At 44.3% G+C, this 17,609-nt stretch carries 11 protein-coding genes; 6 read left to right on the top strand and 5 right to left on the bottom strand.

Annotated features, from left to right (window positions below):
* Positions 1 to 23 precede the first annotated feature (23 nt).
* The 5 genes from KDW_RS32975 to KDW_RS19205 all read left to right on the top strand — a co-directional run bounded on the left by KDW_RS32975 (position 24) and on the right by KDW_RS19205 (position 8,416).
* The gene (locus tag KDW_RS32975) at positions 24 to 995 is read left to right on the top strand and encodes a hypothetical protein (protein WP_233097812.1); all 972 of its coding nucleotides are present in this window, start codon (positions 24 to 26) and stop codon (positions 993 to 995) included.
* Positions 996 to 6,338, top strand: coding sequence for an FtsK/SpoIIIE domain-containing protein (locus KDW_RS19220; RefSeq protein WP_151757598.1), 5,343 nt, complete (start codon positions 996 to 998; stop codon positions 6,336 to 6,338).
* Positions 6,328 to 7,497 carry a cysteine desulfurase family protein gene (locus tag KDW_RS19215; RefSeq protein ID WP_151757597.1) on the top strand — a complete coding sequence of 390 codons (1,170 nt, stop codon included), beginning with the start codon at positions 6,328 to 6,330 and terminating at the stop codon, positions 7,495 to 7,497. The genes KDW_RS19220 and KDW_RS19215 overlap by 11 nt, the downstream gene beginning before the upstream one ends.
* Positions 7,498 to 7,516: 19 nt before the next feature.
* Positions 7,517 to 7,705, top strand: a complete 189-nt coding sequence (locus KDW_RS19210) for a hypothetical protein (RefSeq protein WP_151757596.1) — start codon at positions 7,517 to 7,519, stop codon at positions 7,703 to 7,705.
* Between the two features lie 312 nt (positions 7,706 to 8,017).
* Positions 8,018 to 8,416, top strand: a complete 399-nt coding sequence (locus KDW_RS19205) for a Het-E N-terminal domain-containing protein (RefSeq protein ID WP_151757595.1) — start codon at positions 8,018 to 8,020, stop codon at positions 8,414 to 8,416.
* Between the two features lie 441 nt (positions 8,417 to 8,857).
* Here the strand turns inward: KDW_RS19205 and KDW_RS19200 are convergent, their stop codons facing one another.
* Complete coding sequence (locus KDW_RS19200; protein ID WP_162005399.1) at positions 8,858 to 12,676, bottom strand: NACHT domain-containing protein; 3,819 nt, start codon at positions 12,674 to 12,676, stop codon at positions 8,858 to 8,860.
* A gap of 130 nt (positions 12,677 to 12,806) precedes the next feature.
* Between KDW_RS19200 and KDW_RS19195 the strand changes: the two genes are divergently transcribed.
* Positions 12,807 to 13,079: a hypothetical protein gene (locus tag KDW_RS19195; protein WP_151757593.1), complete on the top strand. Its 273-nt coding sequence runs from the start codon at positions 12,807 to 12,809 to the stop codon at positions 13,077 to 13,079.
* Positions 13,080 to 13,631: 552 nt separating this feature from the next.
* Here KDW_RS19195 and KDW_RS19190 read toward each other — a convergent pair.
* From KDW_RS19190 to KDW_RS19175, 4 genes are all read right to left on the bottom strand, one after another.
* On the bottom strand, positions 13,632 to 14,627 hold the full coding sequence (locus tag KDW_RS19190; protein WP_151757592.1) for a pentapeptide repeat-containing protein: 996 nt from the start codon (positions 14,625 to 14,627) through the stop codon (positions 13,632 to 13,634).
* 346 nt (positions 14,628 to 14,973) lie between these two features.
* Entirely contained in the window at positions 14,974 to 16,254 is a 1,281-nt protein-coding gene (locus KDW_RS19185) for a toll/interleukin-1 receptor domain-containing protein (protein ID WP_151757591.1), read from the bottom strand.
* A gap of 352 nt (positions 16,255 to 16,606) precedes the next feature.
* Entirely contained in the window at positions 16,607 to 17,047 is a 441-nt protein-coding gene (locus KDW_RS19180) for a DUF4231 domain-containing protein (protein ID WP_162005398.1), read from the bottom strand.
* 22 nt (positions 17,048 to 17,069) lie between these two features.
* Positions 17,070 to 17,546: a PGDYG domain-containing protein gene (locus tag KDW_RS19175; protein WP_151757589.1), complete on the bottom strand. Its 477-nt coding sequence runs from the start codon at positions 17,544 to 17,546 to the stop codon at positions 17,070 to 17,072.
* Positions 17,547 to 17,609: the final 63 nt, after the last annotated feature.

The following is a 17,609-nucleotide window of genomic DNA, read 5'->3' as shown; positions in this document are numbered from 1 at the left end:
GTACCGGCGAGATTCTCTATTTGATGCTCTGCCGCAGCGATCAAGGGACTGAATTATTACCCCAGTTTAAAGCCATGCTCTTCACACCCAATAAATGGGATAAAATTGTTCGAGCACTCCAGCCGGAAGATGCAAAAGAGCCAACTCCAAGCAAGGCAAGGGAAGGTGCATATCTCCCAGAAGGGAAACGCCAGGGATACCAAGAATTAGCTAATGATTGGCTCAATATCTTCCGCTGTTCGATGCCCGGATATGATGCTCTGCCTCACATCGTGACCATTATGGGTCTACACATGATCCTCTATATTCTAGAACGCGCTTGCGAAACCATCCAGCGCTCGAATCGCGTCACCTTTGTGCTAGAGATCATCAGCCCTGAAAAAAACAGCGTCCATCAACTGGCCACCGCCTCCTATCAGGAAAATAATCGCCTGACGCAACAAGCCATTGAAGCATACATTGATCAAAAAATTTCCTCTCCTGACTGGAAAGAAGCCATCGCGAATAATGATATTGAAACCATACGCGATCTTTTTAAAGATGATTTTGCTTTAAAAGATGCTGAAAAAATTGACTCAAACCAAGATGCAGAAAAGGTTATTAGAGAATTTAAAAATCGTGTCTTCAGCCGACATCAGAAACATCTTGAGAAAGTTCATAGTGTCTGGGGCAGCGCTATTGGCTTATCATCCAGGCGTAGCAGTCGCTACATTCGCTATACACCCAAGGATATGCTGCTGAAAACGCTTGTCTTATGTACTGTTTCGAGCCGCATGGAATTTCAAGAATTCCTGCATCAACTGTATACCAAATACGGATTTATCATCGGTCCCAAACAAGCACTACAATATTTTGATGCAAAAAGAGCTGAACAAGATGACTTTACCATGAATGCCAAACGCCTGGAAGATCGTCTCGCGAGCCTCGGTCTGTTGAAGCGGCTCTCAGATGCATGTGCTTACGTTGAAAACCCATTCGCTCAGGAGCTCCAATAAATGAATACACATCAGTTGATCGGTCTGGTAGCCGCAGATATCATTAAACAATCTCTCGAAACACGTGAAGAGCAGGACTCAACCGTTGCCCGCTTTCTATTGGATCGTCTTACTCAAACTCAGGTAGCAGAAATTTGTCGTCAGGTCCTGAGCGATCCTTTACTTCAACATGCTGTTGAAATCAAGATTCCACGCACCTTTTCTGAAGGCGAACAGTTACCAGAATCAATCTTAACCAATGAGCGAACCACCTACTGGCGCAATGCTCCATGCGATAAACCCATTCTCATTCTTGCAAATAATGATGATGATCAGGGGCAATCTTTAAATGAAATCACCTCACTCAATGCGAGAGAGCTAAAGTCCAGCATCAATACCTGGGTGATGATTGCCAGTCGTACGCTTCCGTTAACTGAAGAGCAGAGAAAACAATGGATTAAAGCTCTGGCTGGCTTGCAACAAGCAAATGAATATACCCTTGAGATGTTCGCTGAGTATGTAGTTCAGGTCCACAATTGCATCGAGCAAGAACATCTCCCACTCGTTGAGGCACTCGGGTATGCCCTTCCTGTCTTAGAGATCCCACGTGATACTGGATATTTCCAGGCCATCCCTGAGAAAAATCGCACCAATGTTGCCAAATGGCAAAAACTTTATCAGGATGCGATCTCCAAACGTGCGACTCTCTTGCGCAAGCATCTCTCGAATCAACAACGCATTGATGATGACGATCTCTTGAAACAGTTCAACAATGTGAAGGATGAGATTATATTAGAGGCTCATCCGGTAATTCAACGCTTCCTCACAGCTCCCGATGATTGGACCGAAGAGAGCGCTCAACTTGCTCAATTCGAATGGGAGAAAGATGGCATCAGTGGACTCTTTACAGGTTTCAAAGTCAAAAAATTGGATCTAGCCACTGAGACGAAAGATTTCTTTGATGATGAAGATCCAGATGAACTCACGCTGGAAGATCTAAATTATTTGGAGGCTCTTTCGAAACGGAAGACCCGCGAACCAATTGATGAAGATAGAGAGTTCTACGATCGCCATCATCTGACCCTGGATAAAAAACGCCAACTCAAAGCGAAATGGGATAAATTTGTCTATGGGAAACCGATTGAGTGCGCCGATTTTATTGTTGGTCTGCTCGACTGCATAGAACGGTTGATCGCTCAAACTGGTGGTGCTCAGGAAAAACGGCGCTTCACGGTAAAAACCCAATATGAAAAGGGGAAAAGCAAGTGGCTCAATGCGCTCAACCAGGACGTCGGCCTCTATTTCTGTACCCGCTACCGTGGATTCGATACATTGACCAGTCCATTTATCGAATGGCAAACCTTCTGGTTATTTGAATATGATCAACTCATTGAGGATCAAAAAAGTAAGATCAGTAGCAAAGGTGAGAAGTTTACCCCAAATACATCCTTCTCTCGCGATGCCACACAATTAAAGTTTCATGTCAGTCTGACATATGTCCTGCATGGAAAACAAGAAGTGGCAACGACACAATTGATCTGGAAATGCAGCCCTACCTCTATTGGTATGGAACTCAACGATGACCTGAACCGCTTAAGCAAAAAACCATTTCTATTGACCACCGTCAATCGCGAACCTGTCAGCAAAAAGGGGCACCTGCAGGAAGTTTCCTTAAATGATGTAAGTACCCTTGAGGCAGCATTCAGCCAGGATAGAGGCTCTCTAGTCAGTACTTCAAACAAAGCACAAGATGCTTCTAAAATCTTCTTGTCTAAACTTCAAGAAGCGCATAGAGATGGACGTATTGCTCCAGAAGGACAGGCCATTATCAAGCAAGCCTGGGACGCATTTGCTACAAGCTATACGAATGCTATTCAAAGCTTTGCCGATGCAGAAGGTATTGCCAGTAACGATATTCTTCATCAGGCTGATGCTTATTATCAATTACTTCAAATGCTTCAACAATATGCCGCAGGAGATAAAAATCGTGTCGATCTCTGGCATCCCGTCTTGGAAATTGGTACCGTTCGTATTCAGGAAGGAAAGCCCACCGCCATTATTGCACCGTGGCATCCGCTGCGCTTGCTCTCAATTTCAGTGAAGGCTCGCCAGATAGCTCACTTTGTACAATATCTCATTGAGACTCCAGATGTAGAGTTTGGCGATGATCGGCTCTTCTTCTTCCACCTCAAGAATGACATGAGCCATCCTTACTATCCTGAGGTGACTGTTGGCTTCCAGGGTGAGCAACCCAGACTCCTCGGCCTTTCAGACACTGTTAACGATTATAGTTTGATGGAAATACCTTTTCGCGATGATACAGATCAAACAACCAATGAGAATCCGCAGGAAGCGTCCGAAAAGGTTAGAGAGGTCATTCGTCGCTACCTCGAATTGCAACCCCATAAACGCTCTAATATGGGTATCGTTCTGTACAATTGTGACTCTAAAGGCCTCCCAATGGCTGTTGTTGACAAGCTCTCGTCACTCTATGAGGGTAAGACAGCCAATGAGGTTTGTTGTCAGATCATCCTTCGTCACCAGGATACACAAAAGCTGAGCGAGCTTTACGAGAAAATGATTAATGTCGTCGAAAGTGATCCCGATGCATTTATTGCCAGTGAGTCCGAAAATGATTTCATGTCACGTCTCCGCATTGGTATTATGGCAACCGATACAGAAACTAATGGAAACACTCAGGAGAAGATGACCGACATCGTCTTCTTGCAAGATGTCATCTCTCGACAAGCCCAGATTGTTTGGATACCAGTGGTCAGCGATAATGATATTCCACAGCCTTTACAACATTTTCCTGCCCGTTGGTCGCGTCGCCGTCCCACCGCTTACGGAGATTTGCGCTCAATCGTCTACCTTGTCTGCCCCAGCCAACCCGCTGTAGGTACTGCCTATTTGGATGCGATCCATGATGTGGTTGGTGAACATCCAGAAAAAGGGAAGCATTTCATTCCATCGCGCCAGGTTTCATTTCAAGATAATAAAACCCAGCGTATTTTCCAGGAAGTCCATCAACTTGGTGAATGGGTCGTCAATTATGATGATCTACTGGAAAGACGCTTGCTTCAGCATCAAAATGTCACTGTCATTAAGTATCAGCAAAATCGTGCACAAGATCGCAACCTCATTATTTCTTCGACCTCGTCATTTCAACTATTGCAGGTACTGGTCAAACAGCGCCTGGAGAAACTCAGTCTCTCCAGTGAAATCGATATCGAGAAGTTAGCACAAAGATGTATCGATGAAGCCAAAACGCTCTCTGGAGACATCGTTCTGCGCGCTGCGCGCCGTGGTGCTAATGCCAGCGAGTTGATAGGATTGGTACTCAGCAAACATCTCATTGGATCCGAACTTCAACCCGATGAACCTGTCGGTTGGTTCTTCCTGGACGACTATGCAAGTTGGCTAGGGCAAGATGAGCAACAAATTGCTGATATTATGGCTCTGGCTCTCTGCCAGTACAATGGCGTTCCTACTTTGAAAATCATTATCTCCGAAGCTAAATACTTCGAAGCCAATGTAGCTGATGCCCGCAAAACTTCGCAAAAGCAATTAAAAGAGACCGTCAAACGTATTCAAGACGCTCTCTTCCAAAATCCTGGACGCTTAGATCGCGACATCTGGCTGGCCAGGCTGAGCGACCTGCTAATCGATGGTATCCAGGTAAACTCACGCCAGGACATTGATATACAACAGTGGAGTGATAATCTGCGCAAAGGCAAGTTACAAATCGAAGTTAAAGGCTATTCACACATCTTTTCCCCAATGCCAGATGTTGTGATCAGCGATGATCCCCAAGTTAAATTAGCGGGAGTTGACGGCTGCTACCAGGAAGTCTTTGGACGCAAGAACATCCAGGATCTCCTACCGGCGCTCTATCGCAACAAATCGAGCATGCCAATCCGTGCTAGTTTAGGGGATAATCGCCCATGGAATGTACATACACCACGCTATCCGGCGCCAGACGCCTTATGGAAGGTACAATCTGTTGCAACGCGAGCATCTTCATCAAATGGGCACGCACCTATAGCACCTTCGAATGGTCATACATCAACCACACCACACGTCATGGGCAGCAATGGTTCTGGAGAGCACATCGCCGCAAGCAATGGAAATGCTGTACCCAATCTTCAGCCAGTTACGACAGCGGGCACGACCCTTACCCAAACCCCAAATCAACTGTCAGGCACGAGCACACAAACTGGCCAGACTATGACCAAAACTGATGTGATCGAGAAGAATGAGCAATGGAGCCAGACGGTTCAACAAACATTGCGGAGCGCACTTATCAGCTATAACCTTCAGGCCAAGATCCTGGGTTCTCGTCTGACGCCAAATGCCCTGCTTATTCGGCTCAAAGGTTCAGACCATCTAAAAATTGAGGATCTTGAGAAGAAAAAATCAGTCTTGCTCACAACCCATGGTCTCTCCCTCCTCAATATTACGGCCCAGCCAGGCGAGATCGTCGTCTCAATTGCACGTCCCCAGCGCGAAACCGTCTCCTTGCTTGATGTCTGGAAAGAACGCGAACGTTTTGCTGGCCCGCAAGAGATGAACCTGTGCTTTATCCTGGGTATTAAAGAGATGGATGGCGAAATCCTCTACCTCAACGTGGGCAAGTCCAACGATAAAATCCAGCAGCACGCACCACACACGCTCATTGCTGGAACAACAGGCAGTGGTAAATCGGTACTGATGCAAAATCTGTTACTTGATATTTGCCAGACTAATTCATCCAAACTTGCGCACATTTACTTGATCGATCCCAAAAAAGGTGTTGACTATCAACAACTCCTTGATCTGCCTCACTTACGAGAAGGCATCATCACCGAGCAAGGGAGAGCACAGGAGATCCTAGCCTCACTCGTCACTCAGATGGATCAACGCTATGATCTTCTGGCCAGCGCGAGAGTCAACAACCTGGTGGATTACAACAAGAAAGTTGCTCCCGAGGAACGCCTCCCTGTCCTCTGGCTCGTACATGATGAGTTCGCCGACTGGATGCTCGTGAGTGAATATAAAGAAGCAGTCTCTGCTTCGGTACAGCGTCTTGGCACGAAAGCCCGAGCCGCAGGCATTCATCTCATTTTCGCCGCACAACGGCCAGAGGCAAATATACTTCCGCCGCAACTACGAGATAACCTGGGCAACCGTTTAATCTTACGAGTGGAAAGTCAAGGCACCTCTGAAATTGCATTGGGAGAAAAAGGAGCCGAAAAACTTCTAGGCAAAGGCCACCTGGCAGCCAAACTCGGTGGAGAAATCACCTATGCGCAGGTCCCGTTCTTATCCAACGACGATCAGTTCCAGGTAGTGGAAGAAATTAGGAGGTATGATAATGAATGCTAATACCCAGGAAAAACCCATTTACATGGATTACCATGCCACCACACCTATGGATCCACGTGTAGTAGAGCGTATGCTCTACTACATGACCCAGGCCTATGGTAACGCTAGTAGCACTGACCACGTCTATGGAGATGAAGCAGAAGCGGCGGTTGCAACCGCCGCTCGCCAGGTCGCAACCTTGCTCGGCACAGCCCCGCGCAATATCATCTTCACCTCTGGAGCAACCGAAAGCATTAACCTTGCCCTTCAAGGACACTGTAATGCCCGTGGCACCTGCCAGCAGATCGCCGTCTCACCCATCGAGCACAAAGCTGTCCTTGATACCTGTCAGGCCCTCCAAGAGCAAGGAAAAGCCACGCTAACCTGGCTACACGTCGATCAACAAGGGCGCATCGACCTGGACTACCTGAGAGAGGTCTGCCAGACAGGCATTGATCTGATCTGTATCATGGCCGCCAATAATGAAATTGGCACCATTGCCCCCATCCAAGAAATCGCCAACATCGCAGCCCAATACAATGCAGCCTACTTCTGTGACGCCACGCAAGGTGCTGGAAAAATCCCTATTGACTTCGATACCATAGGTATCACCTATCTCGCCCTCTCGGCCCACAAAATGTACGGCCCTAAAGGCACAGGGGCCCTCCTCATTCAGTCAGATGCCAATCTCGTCCCCCTCATCCACGGTGGTGGTCACCAACGGGGCATGCGATCGGGCACCCTTAATGTCCCAGGCATCGTCGGCCTCGGCGAAGCCTGCAAACTGCGCTACCAGGAAATGGACCAGGACGAGCCAGCGATTCAGGCAAAAAGAGACCATCTCCAAAGCCTCCTCCAGGCCCATATTCCCCAACTCGTTATCAACGGAGACCTCAAACACCGCTTAGCTGGCAACCTCCACATTTCTATCCCGGGCCTTGACAACAGCATGCTCATCGCCCGCATTCGACACCAACTCGCCATCTCTACAGGCTCAGCCTGCACATCAGGCATCGAAGCTCCATCCCATGTCCTGCAAGCTATTCACCTCCCCACCGACCTCATAGAAGGCGCACTCCGCATCAGCATCGGCAAATTCACCACCGACACCGACATCACCACCGCGGCGCACCTCCTCACCCAAACATACAAAGCCATCATGCAAAAACACGACCAATAGCAGAGAGGGCATAAGCAATATGGCAAATGAACAGCATCTCAAAAAACTTGGTGAAGGTGTAAGAGCGTGGAATCTGTGGCGTGAACAACACCCAGAAATCTTGCCTGATCTGAGAAATGCAGACCTGCACGAAAAGGTCCTTACTGAGATAGATTTCCGCCACACAAACACAGAACATATTTTAAGGAAACAAACATTCAACATATGAACTTCCATAAAGCGCTTCTCTTAGATACATTGTTTCTGAATGTGGATCTTAGTGAGGCAATCAACCTTAAAACGGTTATTCATTTGGGACCTTCCACGATCGACATTAATAGTGATCACATCTAATGGTTCGGTCGGAATCTATATCCTGAATAGTAAAAACATGCAAATAAGAGGTTCAGATTGGGTATGTTTTTCCCTATAACAAAATATTATTAAAGCTTATAACATTTATAAGCTGATTGGGGAATAAAAATGCTATTGTTTACACGTTTATATATTGTGTAAACAGTACATAAAAGGAGATTAGCAATTGGATGCTACAACGCTTATTCTTACCGCACTTGGAGCTGGTGCTGCAGCTGGAGGGCAGGCATTAGTTACCGATGCTATCAAAGATAGCTATGCAGGTCTCAAGGCTCTTATCCAAAGTAAATTCACGGGTAAGCCAAAAGCAGAGCTCGCTTTAACAGAACATGAAAGCGATCCTGAAACCTGGAAGATTCCCCTCAAAAAAGCACTGATAGAAGAGCAGGTAGATCAAGACCAAGATGTGATAAAAGCAGCCCAGGAAATCATGAAGCTCATTCAGCCGCAACAAGCTGCGATGGGCAAATATAACTTGCAAGTTACAGGTAATGTATATGGATATGCACAAGGTGATAATCAGCATGTAAATATGAATTTTTGGGATAAATCAAAGGAAGAGTAAGTGGTAAAGAGAATTCCGTTACGTTCAGAGACGGTTCCCACTATTTGCCACTAGTAAAACATGACATCAAGTATCTAACATTCTGGCAATAGCTAACAATATCGCGGTATTGCCCCTGATGCACTAATGTTAGTATTGGCCCTACCTGACCGAAAAAAACAGGGTAATGAAAATACTCTCATCAATGCTATTCGGGTTAAGGAGAGCCTATCGAAGTGAATGCTGCGTAGGCGAAGCATCACTCGCTAGGCTCAGAAGAATAATTCCATACATCCACAACGGAACACGCAAGGAAAATTTAACGTTCAAACAGGGGAAAGTAAAGGCGTCATCTGAGTAGCACAATGAGGTTGCTTTAACAAATATGATCAGAAATTGCGCATGCTTAGGGAGCAATTATAAATAATGATATCCTCCATACCATAATATCGACTCACAGCCCTACCATCTCTGCATATTCCACTGTGTCTCATTAGATTCCTCAGCCACCACCCATATCCCCAGCCGCCGACTAACATGCCACAGAGTTTCATAGAGATCATCCGCTATATCGGATCCAGGTAAAAGAGCAATCAATCGCTCCACCGTTTCCTCATCATATGCTATCTGACCAATCGACCGTAAAGCTATCTGCCGAATATTACCTATCATCCATTTATCATCCTCTTTAACAATATCAAGTAGTGCATCAACAATGACCGATTGAGCATGATCAGATCTCATAGGAAGATTATCAATAAGCACTTCAAGATATGATGGAGAGATTGAATTCCTGTTATTTATTATCGTTATTACTTGTGTCAGTGAACCATATTTAGCTATACATTTCAGCATGGACATAATTCTACTCCTAGGGAGAAACGAGTTAAAAATATTTGCCTCGTCATTACATGACCAATCACTATCCTCGCGTTCAAAGTCAAAAAACACACTTTCATCTATATCAACTGATTCAACACTTTCATTATCAATATCCTCATCCATATATTCACTATTTTCTATATCATCTGTATACTCATAGTAAGCGTCCTCACCATAATCATCATATTCGTAATCAACAGAATCTTCATTATCATTACTTCTGTAAAATCTTTCCACAAGACATGTGATAGCTGTTTTATCACCCATTTGTCCTAAAACTATCAAAATATCATCAAGAAGTTTATTTTCTGGTGATATTTTGTCCTTTAAATCATGTAATTGGGGAATAATAGAAGTATCTCCTATGTCTGCAAAAGCATATATAATTTCCGTTGACATTTCTTGGCTGGCTTTTGCGTCAATTACAAGCTTAAAAAAGTGCTCACGGAGTGCTTTATCTCCAATCTTGACTAGGGTACCAGCAATTGCAGCTTTAACTTCTTCATGCAAAGAAATTTTTTTCTCTTTCAGTTTTGTTTCATCGAGCAAAAGCATAAGTGATTCCTTAATACCTTCGTCACTGAATCCTACTAATGTCGCTGCAATATAAGCTCTTGCTTCAATAGATATTTTTTTATTTGTAAGCTCTGAAACGAGCATAGGACCCACAGAGTGATTGTTAAGGAGTAGCAAGCTATCAATACAGTCTTTAGCCATCTGACTATCACTCAAATGTGCTATAAGCATGGGAATGACAGTGTCAGTGCCATAGAGCCCTAAAACTTTAGGTAGTATAAATTTTGAATGAAGATCTAAGTGCGGTACATTAAAAAATGCCATTAACTTAGCAATAACTGAGGTACCACCAATTCTACCAATAAGAGAATAAAGATCTACATGTCCATACTCCTGTCTGTAATCTATATAATCTCCTTTGGTCGAGTAAAGCAAATTAAAAAGTTCGGGTAACACAGATTGATCACAAAGGTTTCCTAGGACCGTTTCAACAAGGGGATAACCAGCCCATTTTAAACGCTTATTTATAAATAAAGCAAACAGATCATAAGATAGCGATTGTGATCCGTATTTGCCCAACGCAGCAAGAATATGACCTCTTAATTTTACATCTATAAACTCATCATCTAACCAAGACAGCAATCGCTGATGTATGCCCATATCCTCAAATACTCCTCCAATTTCTGCCAGTGTCTCAGTAATCTGTTCCCACAAGAGAGAATAAGGAGTAGTAAACAAAATATCAAAGAGTTGCGCTGGAATTGTCTTTCGTAAATAACCATAGGCTTCACTCATCACTGGTCGCGCGGCCAAACAACGCCCTGCCAAGATAAGCTTACTATAAAAAATATCCTCAGGAATTTCATTCTCACCACGATATATATTTAGGTGTTGCAGCAATGGTCCAGCATCCCGTGTCTGTCCAACTGCCAGCAACGTCACCTCTTCCCACCATGAATCCCCCAAATGCTCCAATAACAAATCCATTTTCTGACTCACATATTCCGCAACTAAATACTCTTGAATGGTTAGATGTAAAAAACCATAATATCCAACTCCCTGTTCCCGCAGCAACCCATTCTCACTACTAATCTCCCTGAGTACCTCTGGAGCTTGCTCAGCAGCAAAACCAATACTCTCCAAAAATTGCTCAATCAGTGGAAGCAACTCACTCCTTGAAAAATAACGTAAGCCACGATTATGAAAGTACCAAGCAATCTGAGGTAACAGCAACCATTGATTTCCTGAATTTACCAACCTAGCCCTCTGAATAAACCGATCCGCATCCCAGCGTGTCAGCAGTGTCTCAATACATTTTTTATATAACTGTGCTCTATTTACCGGAAATTGCTGATCATTATTGATATAGGTTATAATGATCAGCGATAACAATAGTGGATTTGCTGCAAGAGCAGTAATTCGTGGCCGCATCTTAAGGTTTTGAATTAATGACTCTGCCAGGTGCTGCTGTCGCTCTTTTCCATAATGCTGAAACCACTTCTGAACAAACTGATCAATTTCTTGCGGCAGAAAATCTAGCACCTCCAATTCCGTAAACCCTGCCAACTGTCCCCGCTGAAAATAATCTGCCTTACGCGAAGTCACCACTATCCGCATCGCTTGAAAGCGCTTCATCATATTTTGGATCGCCCTGAGAACCTCCTGATATGACGTCTCAGCCTCTTGGCGATTTCTACCCACCACAGTCTCATCTAGTGCATCCAGTAAGAGCAGAACCTTACCCTGTTCCATCAACGCCACTAAGAAGCGCTCCGTCCGCGCCCTTGGAAACCCGTACTGACAAACGCTATCAACTGCTACCTGAAAGAGATCAATATTCTTTTGCCTTGCCAGTACATGCAATCTGAGATAGATTGGTAAGTTCGGCAACCCTGGCAACTTCTGATCCGCCGACTGCAATGCCAACCGCTTCAACAATGTCGTCTTACCTGCTCCCGGATCTCCCACAACCATACAATATTTATGGCCCCGCAGTGCCACCTCTGGATCAATTGCAATCTCCACTAGTTGCTCAAGTCGTACCCGTTCTTGCTGAAAAATCGCCATCGGATCCCGAGGCTTCTTCTCCTCGCGATTGACTTGGACATACACACGCGGTTGCTGATGCAAATGTACCTTCACGTACACATCTGACACATGTAAAGGATTGCTCATCCCCAGAATCTGCAACTGCGTAATCTCTGTATCCGCACAAATCTTCTCACGATACTTTGCTAGAAAATCCTCCCACTTATATTTTCCATCCCCTTGAAAAGTATCCTGTCCCTGTCGGACGTCCGGCACAACCCCACTCATAAAATTATTGATTGTCAAATGAGTATTATCCCCTTGTACCAGGCCATATACCGTATCCGCAGCAACTCTGTACTGATCCATTGATAACCCCTGCAACAAGGGAGAAAATTGGACAACTTCCCGTGAAGTAACCACAGCATGGATTTCACGTGCAATTTCTTGTAAAGCTGCATCCTCATTCTCCCACAGAGTCATCGCTCGTCCATTGCGTGGCAATACAACCATCTGCGGCAGTTGCAGTACATGCCAATTCACAGGCTGCACCAACACGGGAAACACCTTTATATTTCTGTGTACTAACACACGTTGCTGTAACCAAATACACTGCTCAGAATCCGTATAATTGGTGCTCAACAAAAGCACCACAATCGAAGCCTTTTCAAGCTGCAGCTCAGTTTCTTGATACCAATTACTTCCAGCCGATACATCTCTAGGTGACCATGACTTTAACTGACCCTGTTGTAACGGTATCAAATGGCTATCCAATCGCTCACGCCATACTTCATCTTCCTCATGGACCACATATACGAGAGAGATCCCGTTAGAATATTCATTATCGTTATCCATACTTTGCTTCGCTATCTCCATATCATGCATTTTTATTTTAATTATACTTAACAAATGTCACATAATTGAAGCACTTATTTACAATAATCCTATATAATTCTCCTTATTACAAACTAAATGTGGGTCCAATTTGGTGATTGGACAAGTGATCAAACATCAGCAAAAACATCGTGTGGTCGAAGTGGAACGACGTCTGCTACGTGGTAATGCACAGCAAGCGCAGGCGTTATTACAAGAGACACCAAGATATCAGATACTCAATACAGCGTATATTGAACGCTTGAATGGAACAATGAGAGAGCGGTTGGAGCACGTAACCCGGAAATGCCGGAATGCTAATTCTCGCATTGAGACGTTACGTCATGGCATGTTTCTCTTGGGTGTGACCTACAATGTGTGCTGACCCACCAGCAATTAAGCACACATAATCAACAGATCAGCAATGGCAAGCGGTCTGACTGATCACCTGTGGAATATCGTTGAGTTGTTAAAGTACAAAGTCCCTCAGGACCCTAGCACGAACCGAAAAAACGAGGGCGCAAGCGGACGAGACCATTGCCTGATCCTCATCAGCCAAAGCGACCACGTCTTCGACCGTTGACTGATTCCAATCAACCGAAAAGACCGAGAGGACGGCCTCGTAAAGTTATTTTGAGCTCATCCACCGTTTAGTATAGCTATAACTGGCATCATTGGCTCCTTGCTATAGTATAATTTAACGCACTAAGGATCTATAATATTTACTGCTCCTCTTTCTACCTGCTTATTCATACACACACAATTTTAGATTTTATCATTATACTATGGTATTTGCTATGAAAAAATGTCTATTTAAATACCACATACGTACTAAGCAGGATACTTAGCAATGGGCTTATCTGTGGTTTAATCTCGAATATTCTTTTATAGATGCTACAATTCGCTTAATCACAAAACTATATTTTTATATATGCAGCTAATCACCTACAATATTCCTATATTTATTGATCTCAATTTCATTCACCTTCTTTTCTACCGGGAAAATAATTGTTTCCTTTATTGTTTTGATAAGAGCGTTTCCATCAGAATAAGTATAAATAGGTAATACCCAATAATATTTACTGAAATCTATAAACATAGCATATTCTCTTTTATGCTCTTCTAAAATGGGCTGGACGGGAACAGCCAGATCGGGCACAATAGCCTGTAATTCTTGCGCAATACTACTCGGATCAGTCAAATCAGCAATAATGAAACGTGCTAAGTGAGCAAGTGTCCTTATAGTCTCTGTAAAATCCCTATTGCCTGGCTTCTCAAAATCGAATATAACAGGTAAGTAATCATAGGTACGAAGCTCTTCTCGTAATCCATCTAAAACACTTTTCCTTTCCTCTGTGAACCGCCCAAGAATCAAGACAACTTTGGAGGTAATCGTATCAATGACATGGCGAATCTTTTGGTTGTTCAAGAGAAGATAAATAAACTGAGCCATTTCTAGATTATCTACCGTAACTCTTGGCTGCCATGGACGGGTGATAATCAGATTTGATTGCACAGTATTTTTCAACTTTACATCCCAGGCAGACACACCATATACAAAGCAATTGATGAGACAAGCATCATCTAATTTCGCGTTAGTAAGATTCGCTCTACCAAGGTCAGTCCTAACAAGTTTCGCCAGAGAGAGATCAGCACCCATCAAGTTAGCATTATAAATATATGCATCTGTAAGGTCTGCCCCAACGAGATTTGCACTTCTCAAGTTTGCACCCATAAGATCTATATCTGTCAAATTGGAGTTTGCCAAATCTGCTTCACTAAGGTCGGCATCACGCAAGTCCCATTTATGCAAATCCAAACCACTCAAAATTTCTCCACATAGGTCTGGTTTAATCGCCTTGTTATGAAGTCTCCATCGATTCCAAGCCACAATCCCCTCTCTCAAAATACGTATATGTTCTGGATTAGACATTTACTTATTCTCCCACCAAATTTCTAGCTACCAGTTACATACTCAATTAGCCACTGTTTTTGTCATTAAAAAGATCAAGCTGCTTTTTCTGACCCTCGGTCACAAGTAACTGTTGATTTCGCTGGATCGGATAGACTTCACTTGCCAAATAAATAGTAGAAGCAATACTAGTTGCAACAAACACAAACTTAACGCCACGCGATTGAAGTGCTTTAAAGAGAGCTGATGAATCGAAGAGAAACACTTGTTCAATAATCCATGGACGTGTTTAGCCACATGATAAAATGGCTGGTGACCTTAGCCCAGCAAGAATAAGATAATATTCAGGGAGAGGCTTAAAAAGATCTCAATCCTCAACCAACATGCCCTCCCGTTTGATGTCCCGCATCAGCCGTTCAAAACTTTTCATGTACGCCTGATGCTCCTTCCATTGGGTAAAGTTGAGCATGTGTCGCTCACGTCGAATCGTTGCCGCCCATTGCGCTGGAGCATCTTCAATGGCCTTGTCCAGTTTGATCGGAAAGAGCACCGCCTTTTTGATGTGGTTCTCACATCGAAATCGTTCTTCCTTCTCCATTGCAGCCCGAACTTCATGTTCCACCCAGGTACTTTCAACCGAATGTTCTGAAAGAATGAGAATCAACCGATCATACACACGAATCGATCTTTCAATCTGATCAGCAAACCAATCGCCACCCCTCAAATTCTCGGGTGCAAACCAGCATCGCACTCCTCGGGCCTGCAAATCTGCATACAACCGCTGTGCAAACTCTTCATCCTTACTGGAATAACTAATAAAACAGGTGTAGTATTCAATCGGCTTTGCAACCAACGAACGCATATACTCAATAAAAGTATCAGGCGCTCCTGTCCCTCGTAGGAATGCTTCCGGAATATCTCCTCCAGAAAGATACACACTGTTAATGCTCAACGGAGATGGTCCATCATGCTTAGCTATCTCAAGCCCTTTGATTTCACGCATATCTCTATCCCCAAAATCAGTCTCACTGATAGTTGCATAGCTGAAGTCGGCCCCCCCAAGATAGGCATCAACAAGGTAGGTACGCCTGAACTGGGCTCCCCTAAGATCTGCATCTTTAAGACTGGCATCTTCAAGGTTAGCATCTCTGAAATTGACATCTCTAAGATTAGCTCCACTGAGTTCGGCGCCATTGAGATTAGCATCACTGAGATCAGCTCCACTAAGGTTAGCGCCTCTAAGATTAGCTCCACTGAGATTGGTATAACTAAGGCGGGCATCCGTAAGATCGGCATCTTTAAGAAAGGCATTGCAAAGATCAGCACTACTAAGGTTAGCATTATTGAAGTGGACCTCGTCAAGTTCAGCATTATACAGGACAGCATTATTAATCTTAGCTCTACTAAGGTCAGCTTCACTAAGTTCGGCATAACTGAGGTCGGCAGTTGTAAGGTTCGCTTCACTGAGGTTAGATCCATTAAGCTTGGCTTCGCGAAGATCAGCTCCATTGAGATCTGCTCCGCTAAGATTGATACCATTGAGTTCCGCATAACTGAGATATGGAACGATCGAAGGATGCATTTTTCGCCATGCATTCCAGGATTGAACACCTTTTTTCAACAGCTCTACATGTTCTTGGTCTGCCATATCATCCTACTCTCCTGCATTAACAAGCATTCATCACATAACTCATGCTTGATAGTGAGCTCGTGGAACGCGCTCTGCCCGCACCCATTCTAGGATGCACCCCAGCCCAGTGCGCCCCAATAGCGATTGGGATCCTGACCATTCAGGATGTATCCATCATCAGTAGCAACAAATCTGTCAGCCATGTCAGGATGCAGCTAAAACATCTCTCGTACCAGGCACACCACATTCCAGTCGGATCGCAGCGGCACCTGCTAAACTATCTTTTGTGCTACCCAGACACACCTCCATCACACAAAATTCCCACCAACACACCATAAGAAAGCCCTTTTATTATCTCAAAAGAATGTATCTATATTTCTTTCCCTTTAGTCTTACGATGTTCAAAATAATTTTTTCCTTCCATGCGCATAATTTCCTCACAGTTCCTCACAAATAAAGGAAATGCCTTAGAAGGTTCGGTATATGGCTCGATGTTATACGTGTACAAAGTCTTCTCTTGCTTCAGTGCTTCCAAAGTTTGTCGAAACAAATGCCAATCATCGCCAAAATGAAAGGTATTATCTAGAATAAGAGCAAGAGATACCACAAAACTAATAATGGTTGGAATAATAACAGGCATACCCGGAAGGATCAGTAGCACAGGTACAACAGCAGCACCAATAGAACTAACTAATAATAAGCCTTGATGTCTCTGTTTATAGAGCCTAGCCTTTTTAGAGTAGTAGTCCCGCTGGGTTTGCCAGCGCTCCCTCATATATTGCTCTTCATTGCTTCCTTGGAGGTTTTGCACCACGATGTTCCTCTCATCTTTATTACACATCTATACGTTGATAGCTCTGCTCAAAAACAGCCCGGTCAACGATCCTCCCTCGATCACCAATGCGAATCAGATAATCACCAGCTTTCCCAGAAAGGATGGCTCCATTAGGTTTTCTCACTACAAACGGCTCTTGCATCTGGCACGCATAGCGGGTCACCGGATTCGGGCGATATGTTATAAAACCATCTTCATCCGGACCGCCTAGCGGTTCATAGCCCACTATTTGTCCACCAGATGCTATGAGCCACTCCTCATTAAGAACGCCACGAGCCAGATAATCACCCGACCGAAACATTTCCGGTCCCTCCAGCGACTGAATGATTCCCTGTCGCTGGCGATAGTCATCTTCTGTCAACTGCCGAACACGCACTAGGCCAATCTTTTGATACGACTCATAATTGTCAAGGCCGGTGTCATGACGAGCCGATTTGGAATTGGTCGCCCCAATCAAACGAACGTTAAAAAACAAACTTTGAGAACGTCGGCGATGAAAACGCCGACCAAACCGCGCCGGAATCCAGGCGACCCCAAC

The organism is Dictyobacter vulcani, from assembly GCF_008974265.1.
Classification (GTDB): domain Bacteria; phylum Chloroflexota; class Ktedonobacteria; order Ktedonobacterales; family Ktedonobacteraceae; genus Dictyobacter; species Dictyobacter vulcani.
The sequence above is the reverse complement of the archived record's forward strand: the minus strand, read 5'-3'. Positions and strand labels throughout refer to the sequence as shown.